Here is a 17,851-nt window from a genome sequence, read left to right on the forward strand (position 1 = left end):
CGGAAACCACTCCCTCGATCAGAACTCCATTCTACCATCCTGCCTCTCCAAGAGGCCTGACGCGGATCACTACATTCTGACCCACGTAATAGAGTCATGGGTGGACGTCTCTCCATCAGAAACCACAGAAAAACTGCCCTTTAGCGAGCCATCAGGCTGAGTCGTCATACTAAAGGTCCCAACGCCTGTTGCCCCGTTACTTGACGACTCGAGAATCCAGGTAACTTGATCTCCAGATATCGTAGCAACTTGCGAGTTTGTAATCGGATAGTCCTTCCCAGCGCAGTCGTCCGCCGCGGTCAATGCGCCGCCTTGAATGGTTATGCAGGCTTCATTGTTCATGCCCGGCGAACCTGATTGTCGCCATTTGCCATCAAACGAGGCGGGGGTAAGCGACGCTACATCGGTCCCCGGTTCAAAAGGCACCGTTCCCATGGGCGACGTTCCAACAGGCAATGTTCCGCAACCGCCTACTGCCATGACGACAACAAGGGCGAAACTCTTTCTGAACATGACGCACCTTCCTTTCAATTTCCACAAGAATTCAGACTAACCAAGTTTCCCATTCAACGCGTTTCGTGAGCATTCTGCCGCCATCGATGCGTCCTCAAGCCCCGAGCCGTCCCCGGCCTGTTCAATGCCTCACTCATCAATCCGGCCCAGCCGCGAAAACCTGACGCAGAAAAAAGGGGCGACTTCGCCGCCGCGGCGAATGTGAGCACGAGAACCGCTGCAATCCGGTCCCCGCGCGTCAGAACCACGCCCCTCGCCCGGATATCAGGTAGGCGGGTGAATGGGGCCCGCCAATAGCTGGTTCGCGGTCGATGCCCAACGCGGCTCGACGGCACAGAGAAAGTGAGACGATCATGAAGAGAATACGACGCTTGGGAATCTGTAGCGCGGTCCTGATGGGCCTGCTGACGACGATCGGCAGCACGGGCTGCGATGAGAGTCAGCCCAATGGCTGCCCGATCGATTACAGCCAAGACGGCCACATTGGCTGGGATGAAGGACTTCGTTTCCTCAGCGACCAAACCGGGCAAAGCACTTTGGCCGGTAGCCGCACGGCCCAGCAAGCATGTCAGCAGCTGAGCACCGATGTCGATCAATACATCAAGCGGTGAACCTGGGGAGGCTCTGTGCTGGCGGGAGTGGTGCTGCATCTCAGGTCGGATGCAGCAACGCTCCTTCTTAATCATCCTATCCTAAAGGTTGCCCTTCCGGGGGCAGGTCAATAAGCGAGGAGGAGACCCGTGTGGCGGCTACGAAAGATAGAAGAGAACCCTGCGGCATGTTTCGAGGCGCTAACAGAGGTTTGCCGCCTGGCGATCTCAGCCGACGGAACCCTGAATATTGTCCTCAACGGCCCCACGCTTACTTACGAAGACCTTCGCTTGGTGATGGACCGAGTCGAGGCTCCCGGCGTTGAGCCCATGTTGCAACAGGTCGTCTTTGACTTTGGACAGGTCGGGGAAATTCAGACGTCATGGACAGTCGTACTGGCTTTTCTCATCCGGTTCGCGACGCGGGCATCGTTTGCTTGTCACGTCCGCAACCTAAGCGGCCAGCCGGCGAACATCTTCACGCTCTATCGGCGAAGCCACGATGTAATGCGACTCTTGGCCACCGGTACGCCGAAGTTTCGCCTGCCTGCCCATCGCCGGGCCGGATGAATGCGTGGCCGAGTTCATGGCGCGAGGTGTCCATCGAGGAGGAAGAGCCGGAAGGCCTTGGCGTCTACGGGAGATTGAACATGTGCATCGAAACCGTTTGCTTTTTTTCTGCGCACGAAAACTTCGCGAGCCTTGTCCATGATCCGGTTGCCGGGCGAAGATTGAAAAAACCTTGGAATGGTGGCGATCGGCTCACTCCGGACGGATGTAGTAAGAGTTACTTGCTGTAGGCCGCGGGCGCATGTACGTCGGTGGATACGGTTCGTCGGGCTGGGTCGCCGGCGTCGTGGGGGCAATCTTGCGAAAAATGTGGATCTCCTGGCGCTGCGGATCCAAAGGAGCCGCCTTAAAGGTTTTCAACCAGTGGTAGTGTTTTGTGTCCTCCGCAATGGCCTCCAACGGCAGGCGGTGGAAGTAACTCGGGCTGTAGAGCGAATCCACGAGGATGATCGTGCCGGCCGGCAGGGAGGCGAACAGCGCCGGGCCTTTGTGGGCCCGGGGATCTTCGATCAGGTTGAGTTCATACGAAAACCACGGGTTGGCGGCGAAGAGAGGAGCGGTGTCGAGGCCTTCCGTGCGTAGCCATTGCGTGGCTCGAGCAACCTGTGCCTGTGCCGGCTTGATGCGGAGTGGACGAACAATGACACCAAACTGCTGGAGAATAGTGAACACCAAAATGCCGAGTGCGATGATTCGCGGCCAGGCGCACCAACGCGAACGGACGGCATAAGGGAAAAGCGTGACGATCACCGCGAGGATTGCGACGGCGGTGAGCAGGGTTATCCACTCCGGGCTCGCGTGCGTGGAAATGCGCCCGGCGCGGCGCTCGCTCTCATAGGAGAGCAGACCGACGATCCAGACCGACGCGAGAACGAAGGCCTGCCCGAGGGCGGCGCGACGGGAACGACCGAAGTCGATGAGTCTCTCCCATCCGGCGACGATGAGGATCGCGGTCAGCGGGGCGACCGCGACCATGAAGCGGCCGTATCCGCCGGAGGCGAAGATACCGAGTGCCGTGATAGCGCAGTGGGTGAGGAAGAACACGCCGACCAGCGCGGGGATCAGCCCCTGCCGCCGGCGGATCAACATCCCACCACCGACCAGGGCGAGACCGAACAGCACCGGCGGAACGGCCTCCAGGGCGTGGGGTAGATAGCCCAATGGATGGGTCGCGGAATACTCGGTCAACCCTCGAGGCGCGAAGAACACCCGCGCCGGCCAGTCCCCAAGAAATCCGCGATAAGCAATGTTGTACGCAATCGGCGCCCACAGGGTCAGCAGGGCGGCCTGGAGTTTGCGCGAAGCTCGCAGATCGACCAGGGCTAGCCCGGCCCACCAGACGGGTACCAGGATGAGCGCCTCATGCCGGGTGAGCAGGGCGAGGGAGAAAACCAGGGCGGCCCAACGCGCCCGACCGGATTGAAGCAGGGTGATGGCGGCGATGAGATAAAACGCGGTGAAGTTCTCAGTGAGCGTGGTGGTGGCCAGGAGGGCGTTGAGCGGCTGAAGGTAGCAGGCGAGGACGACGGTCCATGCCCGGCGAGTCCCGAGGCGCATCGCCACCCGCGCCGCCAGGTACGCGCCGGCCGCCGTGACCACGGCCGACAGTCCCCGGCAGAGGTGCCACGCCACATCGCGGTCGCCGATCCACGCGACGGCCGCGAGGGGGATCGTCGCCCCCGGACGTCCCCAGATGTGTAGCAGATACTCGGGATACCAGTGCGCCCAGCGGGCCATGAGGAAGTGCACCAGGTCGTCGTCGTGGTGGACTCCATCGGAGAAGAGGCCGAGCACCAGCGTCCCGATCAGGCAGGGAACCAGGGCCGCGAGCACGGCGCGATGGGCGGCGGGGTCGAGTGGGTTTGCTGTTTCCCCATCGAGTCTGGAAGCGGGTACCTGCCCTGGGGCGAGATCCATCGTTACAGCCCGGAGAGCCGAATCGGCCATTGAATTCGGCGCAACGTGTCATCGCCGAGCGCTATGCCGTTCTTTGGCCAACGGCGACCCAGTATAAGCGACTTTTGGTTGGTCTCTCGATCAGCGCATTGATCGCTTTGCGCGCGAGGCGAGTGCGACGACGGCGAGGCTGAGCAGCGAGAGCGAGGCCGGTTCGGGAATGTACTGCGTGAACAGCAGGCCGCTGGCCGTCAGGTTGTAATAGTTGACGCCTCCCAGCGTCTCAAAGCCGGACGTGGTGATCACGTCGCCGGGGTTCGCCCCCGTGATGCGGAAAAAATAGATATCCACTCCCTTGTTGGCATCTTGAACCGTGGTGATGAGGGTGCTGTCGCCCGCCCCGCCCGTCGCCTGCTTGAAGCGCAGGCCATCGGGATAGTCCCAGGGGCCGTCTCCCGTATCGGTGAGGTAACCAATGTAGAATTCGGACGGGGCGCCGGCGCCGATGGTGATGTTCAGTAGCTCCTTTTCGAGATTGGAGGGACTGAAATGGTAGGTCAGCCCGCTGTGCACCAGGGTGCCGGTCTGGGGATTGACGATGTTGGCATAGCTGTTGGAGCGGTAATACGAGTTGGCGCCTGCGGTGGTCACGCTGGTGATGTAGGGAGGCAGGCTCGAGAGGCGAACTGGACCGAAGGGGATGGGTCCACTGGAGGTGGGCTCGCCGTCCAGGGAGGTCGCGTACAAGTCGTACCCATCGGAGCCGTAGGTCAAGGTACCGCTGGGACCGGCGTCGTTGATCAATGCGGCATACGAAATGAGGGTGGCGGGGGCATTCTGGACCCACGGGCCGACGGAAAGTACGAAGAGGACAAGGTAATTCCGGCCTTTGCGGCGAGGCATGTTAGGCCCTTTTTGTAAATGCGCGGGTAAACTTCGCTTTTCGAACGATCAACTGCACCAACGCCGGGCCCACCCGCGTGTAGTCCGCCCCAGGGATCGAAACGGCACACAACTCCTCCGATTAGACACATTTCACAGCAGGGAGTCAACGAACCTCGACTCAGCAGTCCGATAAGGGTCGCTCGGCGCTTACGGGTGACTTCGGATGCATCTTTCCTGCGCGCAAAGCGCGCATATTACTTGCCTGAGGAAAACTGAAAGGAAGGAACAAACATGAATCAATCTACAAACTCTGAGCTTGCCGACCGCGACCTCCGCCAGCGGGACATCATCCCGCCCGAGCGGCTGGCGGCCTGCCGGGCTACCGTCGTGGGCGTCGGGGCGATCGGCCGGCAGGTCGCCCTGCAACTGGCGGCGATGGGCATCTCGGCGCTGCAGCTTATCGACCCTGATACCGTCGAGACTGTGAACCTGGCGCCGCAGGGCTACCTGGAGGATGACCTGGGCCGGTCGAAGGTTTCGGCGACGGCCGACCTGTGCCAGCAGATCCATCACCGCCTGGAAACACTGGAGCACCAGGAACGCTTCCGCCGCAGCATGGAGATCGGCAACGTGTTGTTCTGTGCCGTGGATTCGATCGAGACGCGGCGGCTGATCTGGCAGGCGGTCAAGGACCGGGTCGAGTTCTTCGGTGACGGCCGAATGTCCGCCGAGGTGCTTCGCGTCCTGACCGTCGCCGACGCCGCTGGGTATCGCCACTACGCGACGACGCTGTTTGCCGCAGCCGAGGCCTACGGCGGGACCTGTACGGCCAAAAGTACGATCTACTGCGCCAACATCGCGGCCGGCCTCATGGTCGCCCAGTTCGCCAAGTTCCTGCGAAAGCTGCCGGTCGAGGCGGACCTTCAACTCAATCTGCTGGCGGCGGAGTGGAGCGTGGGCGCCATGTCCGATCGGGACGGTCCCAGCAAGGTGGCCTGCCGTTCGTGATCCGCGACCAGCCTCACCCAAGGAGTAATTACCGATGATCGATCGATTGAATCTTTTCTGGCGATGCGCGAAGTGCGGGATGGACCAGCTCGGTCCGGTGGGCGACCTACCCGAGGTGGGGATCGCGGTCGGCCGCAATTTGTTAGCGCCGATCGGTTGTTCATTAACGCAGCGCACCCATCGCCTACGAATTGTCGCGAGATTGCCACGCATGATTCTCGCCTAGCGGGGAGAGTCCCTCTCGCGCCGGCGACGTCGGAGAAAAACGAAAGCAAGGCTTATGAGGCCTAGGGAGGTTGGCTCCGGCACGATAGCGAGGCTGACCGGAGCGATGTTTACCGATTCCGGTATGCGTCCCAGAACGCCCACGCCGAGAGACCCTACGACGCCGCTGAACTCGATCATGCCGTCGGCCACCGCATCAAAGCCAATGTGTCCCAGGCGAACATAGGCCGGCTGTATCGCCAGCCCGGAGAACGTGAAGTCGCTTCCACCGAAGTCGGTGGCGCGTCCGAGGGCATTGTCTTCGGTGCCACTGAGAAAACCACCATACAGGCTGCTGTGATTGAGGGTCGGCAGGCTATTGTCGATGGGCTGAGCGACAATGGGGATGACAGTATTCCACTGGACATTGAAGTAGGCCGCGACGATGCCGGTGTTGGTCGCACCCACATCGCTCATCCAGATTTCCAGGACGAACACGGCCATCAACGTGCGGTCGAGAGAAGACATAGCGGTGGGGAGGTCCGCGGGATTGGGTACGAAGTCCGGACCGTCTGACACCGATCGAGGAATCAGCAGGACTTCCACATCCGTGATTGGGCCGCCAAGAAGCACTTCGGCGCGCACGCCGATTGCGAGAAACACTAGGAGGGGCGCCGTGGACATCGTGTGCATTCGGGAAGTGGCCATAATCTTAAGAGCTCTCACGGGCATCCTGGAAGTCGGCCTTTGCGATGTGTTCATGGGATGTTACTCCTCATCTTGCTCGGACGCGTCTGATCCGATTGACGAACTACCTAGCAGTCACACCGTGGGCGAACATGTCGGTCTGTGTTCGTCATGACCTCTGTTAATCGATGTCGACACGATAGTCTCCACGGTTGTTTGTTGAGTGCGGCCCGAGGCCGAACCATCCTCATTGGGGCGTTGGTTCAACATCCACTAGAGTCACGAGCTTCACCCGATCGGTGGGAATCAGGCCAAGGCCGTAGCCGGAGACGGCCTCACCTTGGATCGGACGCGCGGTGACCTTTGGACGCACCACGCGCCGTTTAACTTCCAACTCGACGAGGGCTAGCCGACTCCATTTATTGTCGGCGTGGTGGGGTTCCATCGTTGCGCCTCCCACGCTATGAACCAGGCCATGTTCCGCATCGATCACGGGATTTGACAACATCGTGAAGATGCGACCCGGTTCGACACCGACCAGCGCAAAATTGCTCGTCGAGGCCGTCACGTCCACGAAGGCGGCAGTGATTCCCTGGCTGGCGTCGAAGCGATGGCGGATCCAAACCTCGGCAAACACTCGCTGACCCGCCTCCAATGGCCCACTGAGCCCCGGGGGCAAGGGCCCAGCCGTTTCGTCTTCTGCGCCGGGCTGTAGCGAGAGGCGCACCGCCAGGTCCACAGTGCCGAGTCCAACGGCCGAAGCGTTGTCCACTCCAGGGGCGGCCTCCGAGGCCCCACCCTGTACGTCAACCGACGAGGCTCCCCCTGAGCATCTCGGCCGGCAAGCGGAATACGAGATCGACGAATCGCTACAGCACTTGGCCCAAGCGGTGGCGAACCAGCCCAGATCGCCGGCGGCGACGAGGCCGCTGCAATCGAAATCCTTCTCCTGACACTGGGAGTTGGTCCAACAGGGACTGGTGTTGACACACGACCAGCACGCTGCGAAGAGACCCAGATCGACGGCGTTGATGCAACCATCACCACTTAGGTCGTACACGCAAGATTCGTCGATGCAGAGGGGCTGGCAATCGTGTTGGATCGCGCTGATGGGGACCGTGCCTCGCCCGTACGCGGACGATTCCAGGACGGCAGGCTCTAAACAAACGTCACTGGGGTCCAGGCATTCATTGGCCCGGAACTCCACGATGGCGACACGAGCCCATTCGCCCACTCCCACGCCGTTATTCGGCAGACCGCAACCCCCGAGTTCATCGATCCGACCGGTCAGGTCGGTTCCACTGGAGAACTGTGCAAAAAGCGGCGCGGCGGAGATGCCGACTACAGAAAGTTGGCTTGCGGGATACAGCAAATCGGCGAAAACACAAACGACCCCCGTGTTGATGGCGCCGGAGTCAGTCGCCCACAGTTCAACAAGGAAAGTCTCGCCTTTGTTGATGCAGACGCCCAGCGAGGCTGGCAGAGGCCCGCGGTCTGACAGACTTGGAGCGGTGAGGACTACGAGCGCAAACTCGAAGTCGATGTGCTGCTCGGTCGTGAAGGACCATACCGGCCCCGCCGCGCTGCCGACCGAGTTCGTCGCGACCACCTGCCAGTAGTACGTCGTTCCCGCCGCCAGCGGTCCGGGATCGCACGTCGGCGTCGTCGCGTCGTCGCACACCAATGTCATTGGCGGATTGGACGTGCCAAACAGCACGTCGTATGTCGTCGAACAGTGTCCCGACTCCGGCCATTGAACCGCGTTGGCGACGATGCGGGCCATGTCGGTGTTGTAGCTAAAGTAATCCCAAGCCATTATCACGATGCCGCCGGCGCCGAATTCTCGCGCAATCACCGATGGGCTGCCCGTCGAGTTCAGCGTCGCGAGCACCGTCCCATTCGTCACTCCCGCGAACGAAGACAGGCCGTTCATCACATTGAACGGGTTTGGCACGCCCGCCATCACCGCATGCCCCGGCTGCACCACTGTGCAGGGCTGAGTCATCCAGGATAGCGAGGTATTCGCCCCCACCGTCATCAGGCCCGTCGCGTTAACGAACTCATCCCCAAAGTTGTAGTCCGTAACGATCACCCGACCTCCATTGGCCGCGAAGTTTTGCATGACCGTCGCAATGCTTGTTCCCCACGCGGCCATGGCACCGGCCGTCCAAAATTCCTGCTCCGGCACCAAGAAGACGTTCTTGCCCGCCAGTTCCATTGCCAGCCCGCTTGCACTCTCCGTGACTGTTGGCGTCACGGCGAATGCGGCGAAGAATTGGGCGATCGCGTTGAGCGTATTCTCGTATTCTCCGCTAGCACTGTTATCCGAATGCCCTCGGAACGCCAGGATTTGAACCGTCACTCCTTCATGGCCCTCAAACGCCTCGGCGGGGAATCGACCGACCGACGGCGAGGCCCCAAACTGCAGCGACTCCGGTCGACTCACTGCCGCCAAGGCCAGGTGATCGGCATCATTTCGCTCACCGAACAACCTAGTCGCCATGTTCCAACCTAATTCGGAATTCGTCGGCACGTCTGTGGCCCCGTCGGAGGGGTTTGGATCGGCCGGAACCGGCGGCGAAGTGCAAGGCTGCGCCGTGGTGAACGACCACACCGGGCCAGTTGTGCTGCCGATCGCGTTCGTCGCGACCACCTGCCAGTAGTACCTGGTCCCTGCCACAAGCGCGCCCGGATCGCACGTCGTCCCCGCCACGTCGTTGCACAACACCGTCGTCGGCGGGTTGGACGTGCCAAACAGCACGTCGTACGTCGCCGGGCAAGACGAGCCGGCCTCGAGTACAAGTTGATGCACTCTTGGCTCATCAGATTGGCTGAAGCGGACACCTTCATCGCCGCTCGGCAGCGTGATTTGGTCGCAGTGGAGCCCGACCGAAAAATAGCCGCCGGCCGCGTTGATGTCGTTGATCGCCGCCGCACTCAACGGGATGTCTAGTATGGTTCCGACATCCGACGCTCGGGCCGTGAATGTCGCGTAAACGCTGCCCGTCTGGAGGTCGTTGAAGATCGCGACATTGGTACCACTCGCCTCTAGCGTCGCGGCGGGAGTAGAGACGTCATGGACCGTTACGGATTCCGATGGGTCCGGGCCATAGTAGTTCTCTAGCTCTAACCGCAACGTGGCGCTGGCCACGGTGCCGACCCCACTTAGGTCGAAGCTAAAATAGGAATTGAAGATGTCAGCCCCCCCCCCGTCCTGGCCGGTGAATGTGTTGTTGTTGGTGGAATCATGAAAACCGTCGTTCATCCACCAGCCGCGCTGAACCGCATCGAGGACCGTCGTGCCGCCCCTCGCCGGCGCAGCGGGACGCGGCGCGGGTGGGTGCATCGACGGAGCACTCGCAGGCTCGCTCGGGGGCACTCGAATAGCGCGGCTTCCCTCCGACTCGCTGGAGCCCAAATCGCGTTTGAATTCTGAACGCACTGCGAGGATTTCAGCCGAGGTTCGTCGCATGCCGTCCAAGACCGGCGCAGAGTCGACGACAAACGGCTTGCCGCGCATGCTCGCGGCCGTGTTCCCGTTGCGCGCCCCACGATCCGGCCAGGCTACTCCGGTGGCTGGATCGAACTCGAACGCAACGGGCTCCGCCTCCAGTTCTGTCCGCGGGTGTGCGATTAGCGGGCCCATGCTTAAGGGCGCGCCGCCATTGAAGCAGAACATGGTTACCAGCCCGTACGGGTACATGTCCGTGCCTCCCGTCAAATCACTCGCGGTGGAAATGGAGAAGATGCGCGTCGTAGCTGTTTGACCGGAAAATTCGCCGTCGGCGTCAAAAAAAGTTGTAACTGGTGAGTTGAGAACGCGAATGTCGAGAAGCAGGGGCCCAAGCGCCGGGTCATAAAAGAACTGGTCCTCCACGTCAACGACGATGTCAACACTCCGTGGCGGCCCTCCGCTATCGGCGCTGGAAAGCGTCAATGTGCCGTTGAAGACCTGGACGGTCCCGGGGCCGATGTTGTCCGAGAATGTGGTTGAGGGGTTCGCCACCGGCCGGGCCGAGTAGCCCAGGCTAATCTGCGCCTGAACCGCGGCGTTTGTAAACGCATTGCCATGAGTATCGTCCGGCCGGAAGCGAATCGCGGTGATGAGGCCGGCCTCCGGAAATTGAGAGGCGTCGTATATCTGTTGATACCTCTGGGACGGAAAAACTCCGCTACTAAACGGGTAGGCATTATTCGAGTCGCCCTCCGAATTCGTATTTGCATTCGGCACCACGACGCAGAAGCCGGAGCCGCCCCCCGCGTTCCATGTAAGGTTTCCGTCAAGAGCAACGGCGACGGCCTCGTCCACAGGGGTCGGATTCGCCGGCACCGGAGGCGGAACGGTGCAACCGCTCGCCGCCAGTGCAAAATTCGCGTCGCTCTGGTCGGTGATTGTCCCATCGGTGATGCGAACCCGGTAATCCGACGCGGTCGTCAGTCCGGCCGGAATGTTCCACGAGAAAGAACCGGTATTCGGAGCGTCGTTGGTCAGGTTGGAATGGAAAATGCCGTCCTTGAGCAAATCAACGTCCACCGTCGGCCCGCCGCCGAATGAACTCCATGTGATTGGGTGCGTCGTGCCGACGGTCCAATTCTCTCCGCCATTGGGCGACGTGACGGTGAGGCCCGCGGTTTGAAGGGCGTTGTAAGCATTCAGCCTCCGACCGGAGATCGTCTTTCCCGCCAACGCGGGGATGGCGTCGCCGGTTGCGACAATCCGGTCCTTGAGCGACGCTAACGAAAGGCCTGGATTGTTGCCCCAGGCGAGCGCCGCAACTCCGGCCACATGGGGACAGGCCATGGAAGTGCCGCTAAAAAGTGAATACGAGTTGGCGTAGTTGGAGCCCATGCAAACGACGCGAACATCGTCAATCTCGGCGCCGTAGTAATTGTTGTCGCTCAAATCAGTCATCCAGCGGAATCGAACTTTCATGGCCGCGTTCCGATAGGACTCCGGGATGTCAATGCGCGTGAAATAGTAGAAAGACTGGAGGTTGCTGCTGTTTCTTGTAAAGACCGTCCGCCAGGTCGTCCCGTCCCAGACATCAGCGCTAAGGGCGTCGGTCGAACCAATCTGATAGCGATAAGAGAACTGCAAGGCCAATCCGCGCAGCCCCCGTGTATCCATTGTCGTCGTCACGATGGACCCTTCGCTTCCGCCCAGGTAGGGTGACGCGTTAGCCCAATCGCCCCGAGCCGCTTTGTTGCCGGCGAATCCGATGTTGTTCTGCACAGTCCCCCAGCGATTCGCCGGGCCGTCCATGACGAAACTCGATCCGATCGTCGGTGGCGACACGCCCTGGAAATCCTCCGAAAAGAGCGTGGCGTAATTGGGAATGGAACTCAGCACGCTTACGCCCGGCGCCCCAAGGTGCACGGACAGGTCGCCGAAGTTTGAGAACGAGGCCAGCGAATCCGTATTCGTGGTCGCGGCGACCGCAATGATATTCGAAACGTTGTAGGACGCAGGATAGGTTGGGACCGTATCGATGTCCGAGGCGGCATTGCCCGCCGCCGCCACAAACAGCACGCCCTGATCGCGGGCGTTCGCAATCGCCGCCTCCAGGGAGGCCGAATATCCGCCTCCGCCCCAGCTGTTGTTCAGTACCTTGGCCCCGTTGGCCACCGCGTAGTTGATCGCCTCAATCGCATCGGCCGTCGAACCAGAACCCCCCGCATTCAGAAACCGACAGGCCATCAGCCGGCATTGCCAGTTCACGCCGGTCACCCCGAGTCCGTTGTTCCCATGGGCTCCAATCGTTCCGGCCACGTGGGTGCCGTGGCTGTGCGCGTCGCTCGGGTCACTGTCATTCTGGAAAAAATCGTAGCCATGAACATCATCGACGTAACCATTTCCGTCGTCATCGATGCCGTTGGTCTCCTTTCCGCCGCCGGTCTCGCCCGGGTTCTTCCACATGTTGTCCACGAGATCGGGATGCAGGTAATCGATGCCCGTGTCCACAACGGCCACGATGGCCGGCGTCGATCCCGTCGTAATGTCCCAGGCCTCGGGCGCGTCAATGTCCGCGTCGGACACGCCACCCGTTTGCCCGGTATTGCTCAGGCTCCACATTTCTGAAAAACGAGGATCATTCGGTGTGGTGAGAATCCGCACCACGTAGTTCGGTTCGACGGCCACAATCCTCGCGTCGCCTCGGCCCCAATTTTCGGCGATAGCGTCCGCCACCGCTTTTCCAGGATGCAACTGGACCCGCAGAGCGCGTTGTCCCGGCCTGAGCGGAATCCGGCGCATGATTGTCCCTTTCACTGCCGCCTCGACTCCATCGAGTTTTTCAGCGGCATCCAGACGCCCGTCGTGATTCACGTCAGCTGACAGCAACACAAGTACCTCGCCCGGGACATGGTCGGCAGAGGTATCCGGTGCCGGCGATATCACTCCATCCGCCTCGCCGCTCCGGGCGGTAATAGGGGACATGCCCAGCACCAACAAACAGTAAGCAGCTAAGGAAACGGGAGTCCTGCGCGTGCCCCGACAGACGGACATTGACTTCAACATTGCGATGTGTCCTTTCAAGTCTTGAACCATTCAAACGTCGAACTCGTTGGGTTTCCGCCTCGACAACCCCGCGAACGGCCTGGCCCATCGTTCACTAAGCGAGAAGGAGAAGAGTTTTCACGCTGGGTCAGGTCCGCCGCGGTGGCCCGAGATGGCCTCGCATCATCGGAGGTTTCTCTTCCTGAATAATCGCGACCTCAGCGCATCAACCGCGCGAGCTTTTTCATCACGAATATCAGTAGTTGCCTCAGTCCACTCATTTCGCGTCGTCCGCGAAAAGGCGTCGCCCCCGCAACCGCTTGGGCGCACAGTGCTCTGAACCGCTCTCCCTGGTCATGCCGGATCTTGTCGCGACCGGGGGATGGGCTGCGTTCCTGTCGCCGCAGTTCATCATCGGAGCGGCGCAGGTGGCTGCCCAGAAAGGCGGCCAACTCCCGCTTCATCCGCTCACACCGAAGCCGTTCGTCTGTCAGGCAAGGGTTCATCGCTTTCACTCCATTCTCCGCAAGGGCTCGGTGCGGCGGCCTTTGCAGGGGACTGTTCTCTCAGCGACGCCGATCGCCCCGTACTCACGAGATTGAAAAAAGAGGACTTTTTTGGTAGGCTATATCTGGCTTGGACTTCTACATCCAAAAGGACTCTGAGGCGCATCGATGTCTGGGCGCGATGATGAGCTTCTCGTAAAGGCGGTCGCTGGCGAGCGGGAGGCGCTCGGCATGCTGCTGACCCGCCATGGCGGCGACGTTCGTCAGGCGCTGTCCGGGGCTATCAGCCCCGAATGGCGATCGATGGTCGACGAGGATGATGTACTTCAGGTGACCTACCTCGAAGCCTTTCTTCAAATCAAGAAACTCCAGCCCAGCGGCATGCCGGCATTCGTCGCCTGGCTCCGACGGATCGCGGAGAACAACCTTCAAGATGCCATTCGAGGGCTGACCCGCGCCAAGCGGCCCGATCCGCGCAGGCAGGTTCGACAGGCGCGAACCGACGATTCCGTCGCCGCGCTGTACGACCTCGTCGGCGAGGACAGCATGACCCCCAGCCGTGACGCCGCCGGCCATGAACGGCGACACATCCTCGAAAAGGCCATGGAGCAACTCCCTACCGACTACCGGTCGGTGCTACAGATGTACGACCTAGACGGCCGGTCCGTTAACGAGGTGGCGAAGGCGATGAGCCGCTCTCCAGGAGCCGTTTACATGCTTCGGGCGAGGGCGGTCGAGGGGCTTCGCCGGCTCCTGCCCTCCGTGTCGGCGATGTACAGCCGGTCTGCGTGAGTTCCAGAGCAATTGTGACGCTCTTCATGTAAGGATGGCCAACAATTAGGACTCGGCGTTGCGAAGGCTGCGCCTTATGCGCGAAGGGTACGACGCGAGGATCAAATGACTACGCGCACCGAACACCCCTCCGACTCTCCCTCCTTGGCCAAGGGCGAAACGTCACTAGTCGATGCCGCATTGCAACAGATGGGGGCAATCCCGGCGGGAGGGACAACGGAAACCGTGCCCGCCACAGGCGAGTCGCCTTCCCGCGTCCCCGCCGGCGATTCCCTCGCCGCGGATATATTCAAAGGATACCAGTTAGTTCGCAAGATTCATGGCGGTGGCCAAGGCGTCGTCTATCAGGCCCTTCAAGAGAGCACCGGCAAGAAGGTCGCCCTGAAAGTCTTCCGCGAAGGCCCCTTTTCGGATCCGCGCAATCGATCGCGGATCGAACTGGGCGTCCGCATCCTCAGCGAACTGAACCACCCAAACATCGTGCGCATCATCGATAGTGGTGAGGCCGGCGGGGCGATGTTCTATGTCATGGATTACATCGCAGGCCACGCGCTGGATGACTGGCTCGAGCGTCGGCGTGGTTCATCCCTGGTAACTCCGCCCACCGCGCCGCAACCCGGAAGACGTACATCTTGGCGAAGCGCCCGATTATCATCGCGTCGACAGCACCAAGACATCGAGGAACTCGTTCGCCTCTTCATCAAGGTCTGCGATGCCGTCAACGCCGCCCACCTTCGCGGCGTCATCCACCGCGATCTGAAGCCGGGCAACATCTGTATTGACGAGCGTGGTGAGCCGCTCATCCTCGACTTCGACCTGGCCAAGATCGTGTTCGGCGACCTGGACCCCCGGGGGCGATTCGTGGATATGACCCAGACTGGGGAGTTTCTGGGATCGCTGCGCTGGGCGAGCCCCGAACAGGTCGAGCGAATTCCCGGCAAGATTGATACCCGCACCGACGTCTATGCCCTCGGTGTCATTCTCTTCGAGATGCTGACCGGTCAGTCGCCGTATCCGGTCCTGGGCACCCGTCGCGACGTCGAAGACCGAATCTTGAATTCCGACCCCTTGCGCCCCAGCCACCTTCGACGGCAGATTGACAGTGATCTGGATACGATCGTGCTCAAAAGCCTCTCCAAGCAGCGCGAACGGCGTTATCCCTCGGCCGGTGTGTTGGCGGACGACCTTCGATCTTTCCTGGCCGGCGCGCCGATCAGCGCCCGTCGGGATAGTACCTGGTATTTGGTTCGGAAGCTCGCTCGGCGCCACGCCCTGTTAACAGTCATGTTTTCATCCGTTATCGTCACGCTGATCAGCGCGACCGCCATCAGCATTCATTTCTATCGCAACGAGCGCCAGGCGTCGGACGTATTACAGAAGACCGCGGAAGAGGCCGCCGAGGATGCCCGAGGCTCACAAGCACGGGCTCGATTAGCCCAGCTTCAAGTCCAGCGCATGGCCCTGGGGTGGTTCCTCCTCGAATGGCATGCCGATCGTATTCAATACGCGAAAAAGATTCGGGATCAGGTGCCCCCTGGCACAGCCGAATTCAGCGCCATGCAATTCTTGCTCGACCCGACCTGGCCCGAAGAGCGATTTCTGGCCCAACTCGCCGCGGAAGAAACTCCGATGGGCTATTTCGTCGTGGGCGAACGGCTCTTGAAGGCCGGCCGCACGAAAGATGCCCAGGATGCTTACGCCAAATGCTCGCAATCATCCGGGCCGAATTGGTATTCCACGGCGGCGGAGGCGCGCCTTCACCAACTTGAACTGCAAGTGGGGGCCGATCATGAGGAGGATTTATCGCGGAAGGAGGAACTGCGACCATGAAATCCACGGTTTCGAGGAACGGTCAAACTCACTCGCCTCGCTCGGCCTTCACGTTGGTAGAAGTGCTCGTCGTCATCGCCATCGTCTCGTTGCTGATCGCCATCCTCTTCCCAGCGATGTCCGCGGCGCGGCGAAGCGGACGGCGAACGCAGTGCCAATCCAACCTTCGTCAACTCGCCACGGCCTGGAATGTCTATCTCGACGACAGCGGGGGACTCTTCTATCAGGGCATGAACGCCTACTTCAACTACGGCGGCATCCAAGGCAAGGGTGCAGCGCAGTTTGCGGTTCCCAAGCCGCTCAACCGGCATTTAGGATTCGAGGCCGTCCAGCCAAGCGGCGCCGAAGTCTTTCGATGCCCGGCCGATACAGGCAGCCGCACGGCCAAGCCAACGGCCTTCACGTATTACGGTACCAGCTACATGGCCAACCCCTTTGTCATCGGACAAGATCAGTATCCCGAGTTGCCTCTCGCCGATCCTTGCTACAGCCTGGTGATGAAGGTCAACAAGCGCCTCAAGAACCTGACCCGCCCCAAGGCATCGACGGATAGCGCCCGCTTGATTCTTTTCGGCGACCTTGGGTGGTATGCGGCCTGGTGGCGTTATACAAGCGAGCGGATCGAGTGGCATGGAAGTCCATATAGCCACAACCTGGCCTTCCTGGACGGTCATGCGGATTTTGTCCGCATCCGGAAGAATCTGTTTGTGTCCGACGAATTCGCGCTCCTTCCGTTCGCAGATCTGGCGGACGACGCCGTTGCTTGTCAGCAGGAGATTCCGACGCCGTGAAATCTTTCGTATTGAGCTTCAGCCGCACTCAACACACTCCTCGAATTGGCGTTGTCGCGGCCCTTCTCATCTACCTGACCAGTATACAAGTCAAGGGACAGTCATTTAACATCGATGTGGGAACGGAGGTCGCCGGTGCGCCGGGCCGTGGTGCTCCGGCGACCTCATTCGCCGGGGCGGCGGGCCAGATCGGGAATTGGAACGAGATCACAGGTACAACTACGGGGCCATTTTTGCTCGTCGGGCTCGATGGCAGTGCAAGCGGCGCTAGCGTGACTCGCAGCACTGGCACTGGCGGCAACTTTGGATTCAAAAATCAGAGCGCGACGGGCAACTATGCAAAGCTCCTGAACGACGCCCAGGACATCGGCGGCGTCGGCCAGAGTATAACGTATACGTTTGACGGCCTAGCCGTCGGAGCTTATCAGGTGTTTACGTACGCGGTTGCCCCTGATAACGCTGATTATCGAGTCAATGTGGACGTGACAGGCCATACTAACACTCCCACTCAGACAGTCGGCGGAGCGATTCCTCGGAATACTTTCTTGTCCGGTGAGACCCATTCTACGCATAACGTTGCCGTGGGTAACGGTGATGCATTGGTCATCGCCGTTGCAACGACGACCGGATTCGGCCGCGTTTCTGGAATCCAAGTCCGCAAGATTCAATTTACCAACCGTTGCTTTGTACACGCTGCGGCCTCGGGAGCTAATGACGGCACAGATTGGGTCAATGCACTAACCGATCTGCAATCCGCCCTGAACGCGGCCTCTATTGGCGCATGCGGGGAGATCTGGGTGGCAGCCGGGAATTACAACCCCTCGCAGCGGACATCACCTTTAGACCCACGCAGCGCGACGTTTAGGCTCTTCAATACAGTCGCCCTGTATGGCGGCTTCTCGGGAATCGAGACGAGTCTTTCGCAGAGGGATCCCGTCGTGAACGTTACGACGCTGAACGGTAACATCGACAACGTATATCACGTTGTGACCGCCAGTAATACAGATGCCTCAGCGGTTCTGGACGGATTTATTATCAGCGGAGGCATTGCTGACTTGTCGCACCGACCTGGCTTGTCCAGTT

At 60.6% G+C, this 17,851-nt stretch carries 12 protein-coding genes; 6 read left to right on the forward strand and 6 right to left on the reverse strand.

Annotation, left to right across the window (positions count from 1 at the left end; all coding sequences use genetic code 11):
• Window positions 1-69 precede the first annotated feature (69 nt).
• Complete coding sequence (locus VJZ71_20240) at window positions 70-513, reverse strand: hypothetical protein (protein ID HKQ50415.1); 444 nt, start codon at window positions 511-513, stop codon at window positions 70-72.
• A 353-nt stretch (window positions 514-866) separates the two neighbouring features.
• Here VJZ71_20240 and VJZ71_20245 point away from each other — a divergent pair, with 353 nt between their 5' ends.
• Both VJZ71_20245 and VJZ71_20250 read left to right on the forward strand, forming a co-directional pair.
• On the forward strand, window positions 867-1,124 hold the full coding sequence (locus tag VJZ71_20245; GenBank protein HKQ50416.1) for a hypothetical protein: 258 nt from the start codon (window positions 867-869) through the stop codon (window positions 1,122-1,124).
• A 129-nt stretch (window positions 1,125-1,253) separates the two neighbouring features.
• A complete protein-coding gene (locus VJZ71_20250) occupies window positions 1,254-1,673 on the forward strand; it encodes a hypothetical protein (GenBank protein ID HKQ50417.1) in 420 nt (139 codons plus the stop codon).
• A 192-nt stretch (window positions 1,674-1,865) separates the two neighbouring features.
• On the opposite strand, the gene VJZ71_20255 is transcribed toward VJZ71_20250, so the two are convergent.
• Window positions 1,866-3,590, reverse strand: a complete 1,725-nt coding sequence (locus VJZ71_20255; GenBank protein HKQ50418.1) for a hypothetical protein — start codon at window positions 3,588-3,590, stop codon at window positions 1,866-1,868.
• Window positions 3,591-3,710: 120 nt separating this feature from the next.
• Window positions 3,711-4,472 carry a hypothetical protein gene (locus VJZ71_20260; GenBank protein ID HKQ50419.1) on the reverse strand — a complete coding sequence of 254 codons (762 nt, stop codon included), beginning with the start codon at window positions 4,470-4,472 and terminating at the stop codon, window positions 3,711-3,713.
• A 273-nt stretch (window positions 4,473-4,745) separates the two neighbouring features.
• On the opposite strand from VJZ71_20260, the gene VJZ71_20265 reads away from it, so the two are divergent.
• A complete protein-coding gene (locus VJZ71_20265) occupies window positions 4,746-5,462 on the forward strand; it encodes a ThiF family adenylyltransferase (GenBank protein ID HKQ50420.1) in 717 nt (238 codons plus the stop codon).
• Window positions 5,463-5,684: 222 nt separating this feature from the next.
• Here VJZ71_20265 and VJZ71_20270 read toward each other — a convergent pair whose 3' ends face one another.
• The 3 genes from VJZ71_20270 to VJZ71_20280 form a co-directional block, all read right to left on the reverse strand.
• Complete coding sequence (locus VJZ71_20270; protein HKQ50421.1) at window positions 5,685-6,350, reverse strand: PEP-CTERM sorting domain-containing protein; 666 nt, start codon at window positions 6,348-6,350, stop codon at window positions 5,685-5,687.
• Window positions 6,351-6,600: 250 nt separating this feature from the next.
• Entirely contained in the window at window positions 6,601-12,696 is a 6,096-nt protein-coding gene (locus VJZ71_20275) for a S8 family serine peptidase (protein HKQ50422.1), read from the reverse strand.
• A gap of 371 nt (window positions 12,697-13,067) precedes the next feature.
• The gene (locus VJZ71_20280) at window positions 13,068-13,355 is read right to left on the reverse strand and encodes a hypothetical protein (GenBank protein ID HKQ50423.1); all 288 of its coding nucleotides are present in this window, start codon (window positions 13,353-13,355) and stop codon (window positions 13,068-13,070) included.
• Between the two features lie 168 nt (window positions 13,356-13,523).
• On the opposite strand from VJZ71_20280, the gene VJZ71_20285 reads away from it, so the two are divergent.
• From VJZ71_20285 to VJZ71_20295, 3 genes are all read left to right on the forward strand, one after another.
• A complete protein-coding gene (locus tag VJZ71_20285) occupies window positions 13,524-14,147 on the forward strand; it encodes a sigma-70 family RNA polymerase sigma factor (protein HKQ50424.1) in 624 nt (207 codons plus the stop codon).
• A 105-nt stretch (window positions 14,148-14,252) separates the two neighbouring features.
• Window positions 14,253-15,977 carry a serine/threonine-protein kinase gene (locus tag VJZ71_20290; GenBank protein ID HKQ50425.1) on the forward strand — a complete coding sequence of 575 codons (1,725 nt, stop codon included), beginning with the start codon at window positions 14,253-14,255 and terminating at the stop codon, window positions 15,975-15,977.
• Window positions 15,974-16,768 (forward strand): type II secretion system protein, encoded by a 795-nt coding sequence (locus VJZ71_20295; GenBank protein ID HKQ50426.1) that lies wholly within the window; start codon window positions 15,974-15,976, stop codon window positions 16,766-16,768. The genes VJZ71_20290 and VJZ71_20295 overlap by 4 nt, the downstream gene beginning before the upstream one ends.
• The last annotated feature ends 1,083 nt before the right edge of the window (window positions 16,769-17,851 follow it).

Source organism: Phycisphaerae bacterium (assembly GCA_035275405.1).
GTDB lineage: Bacteria > Planctomycetota > Phycisphaerae > UBA1845 > UTPLA1 > DATEMU01.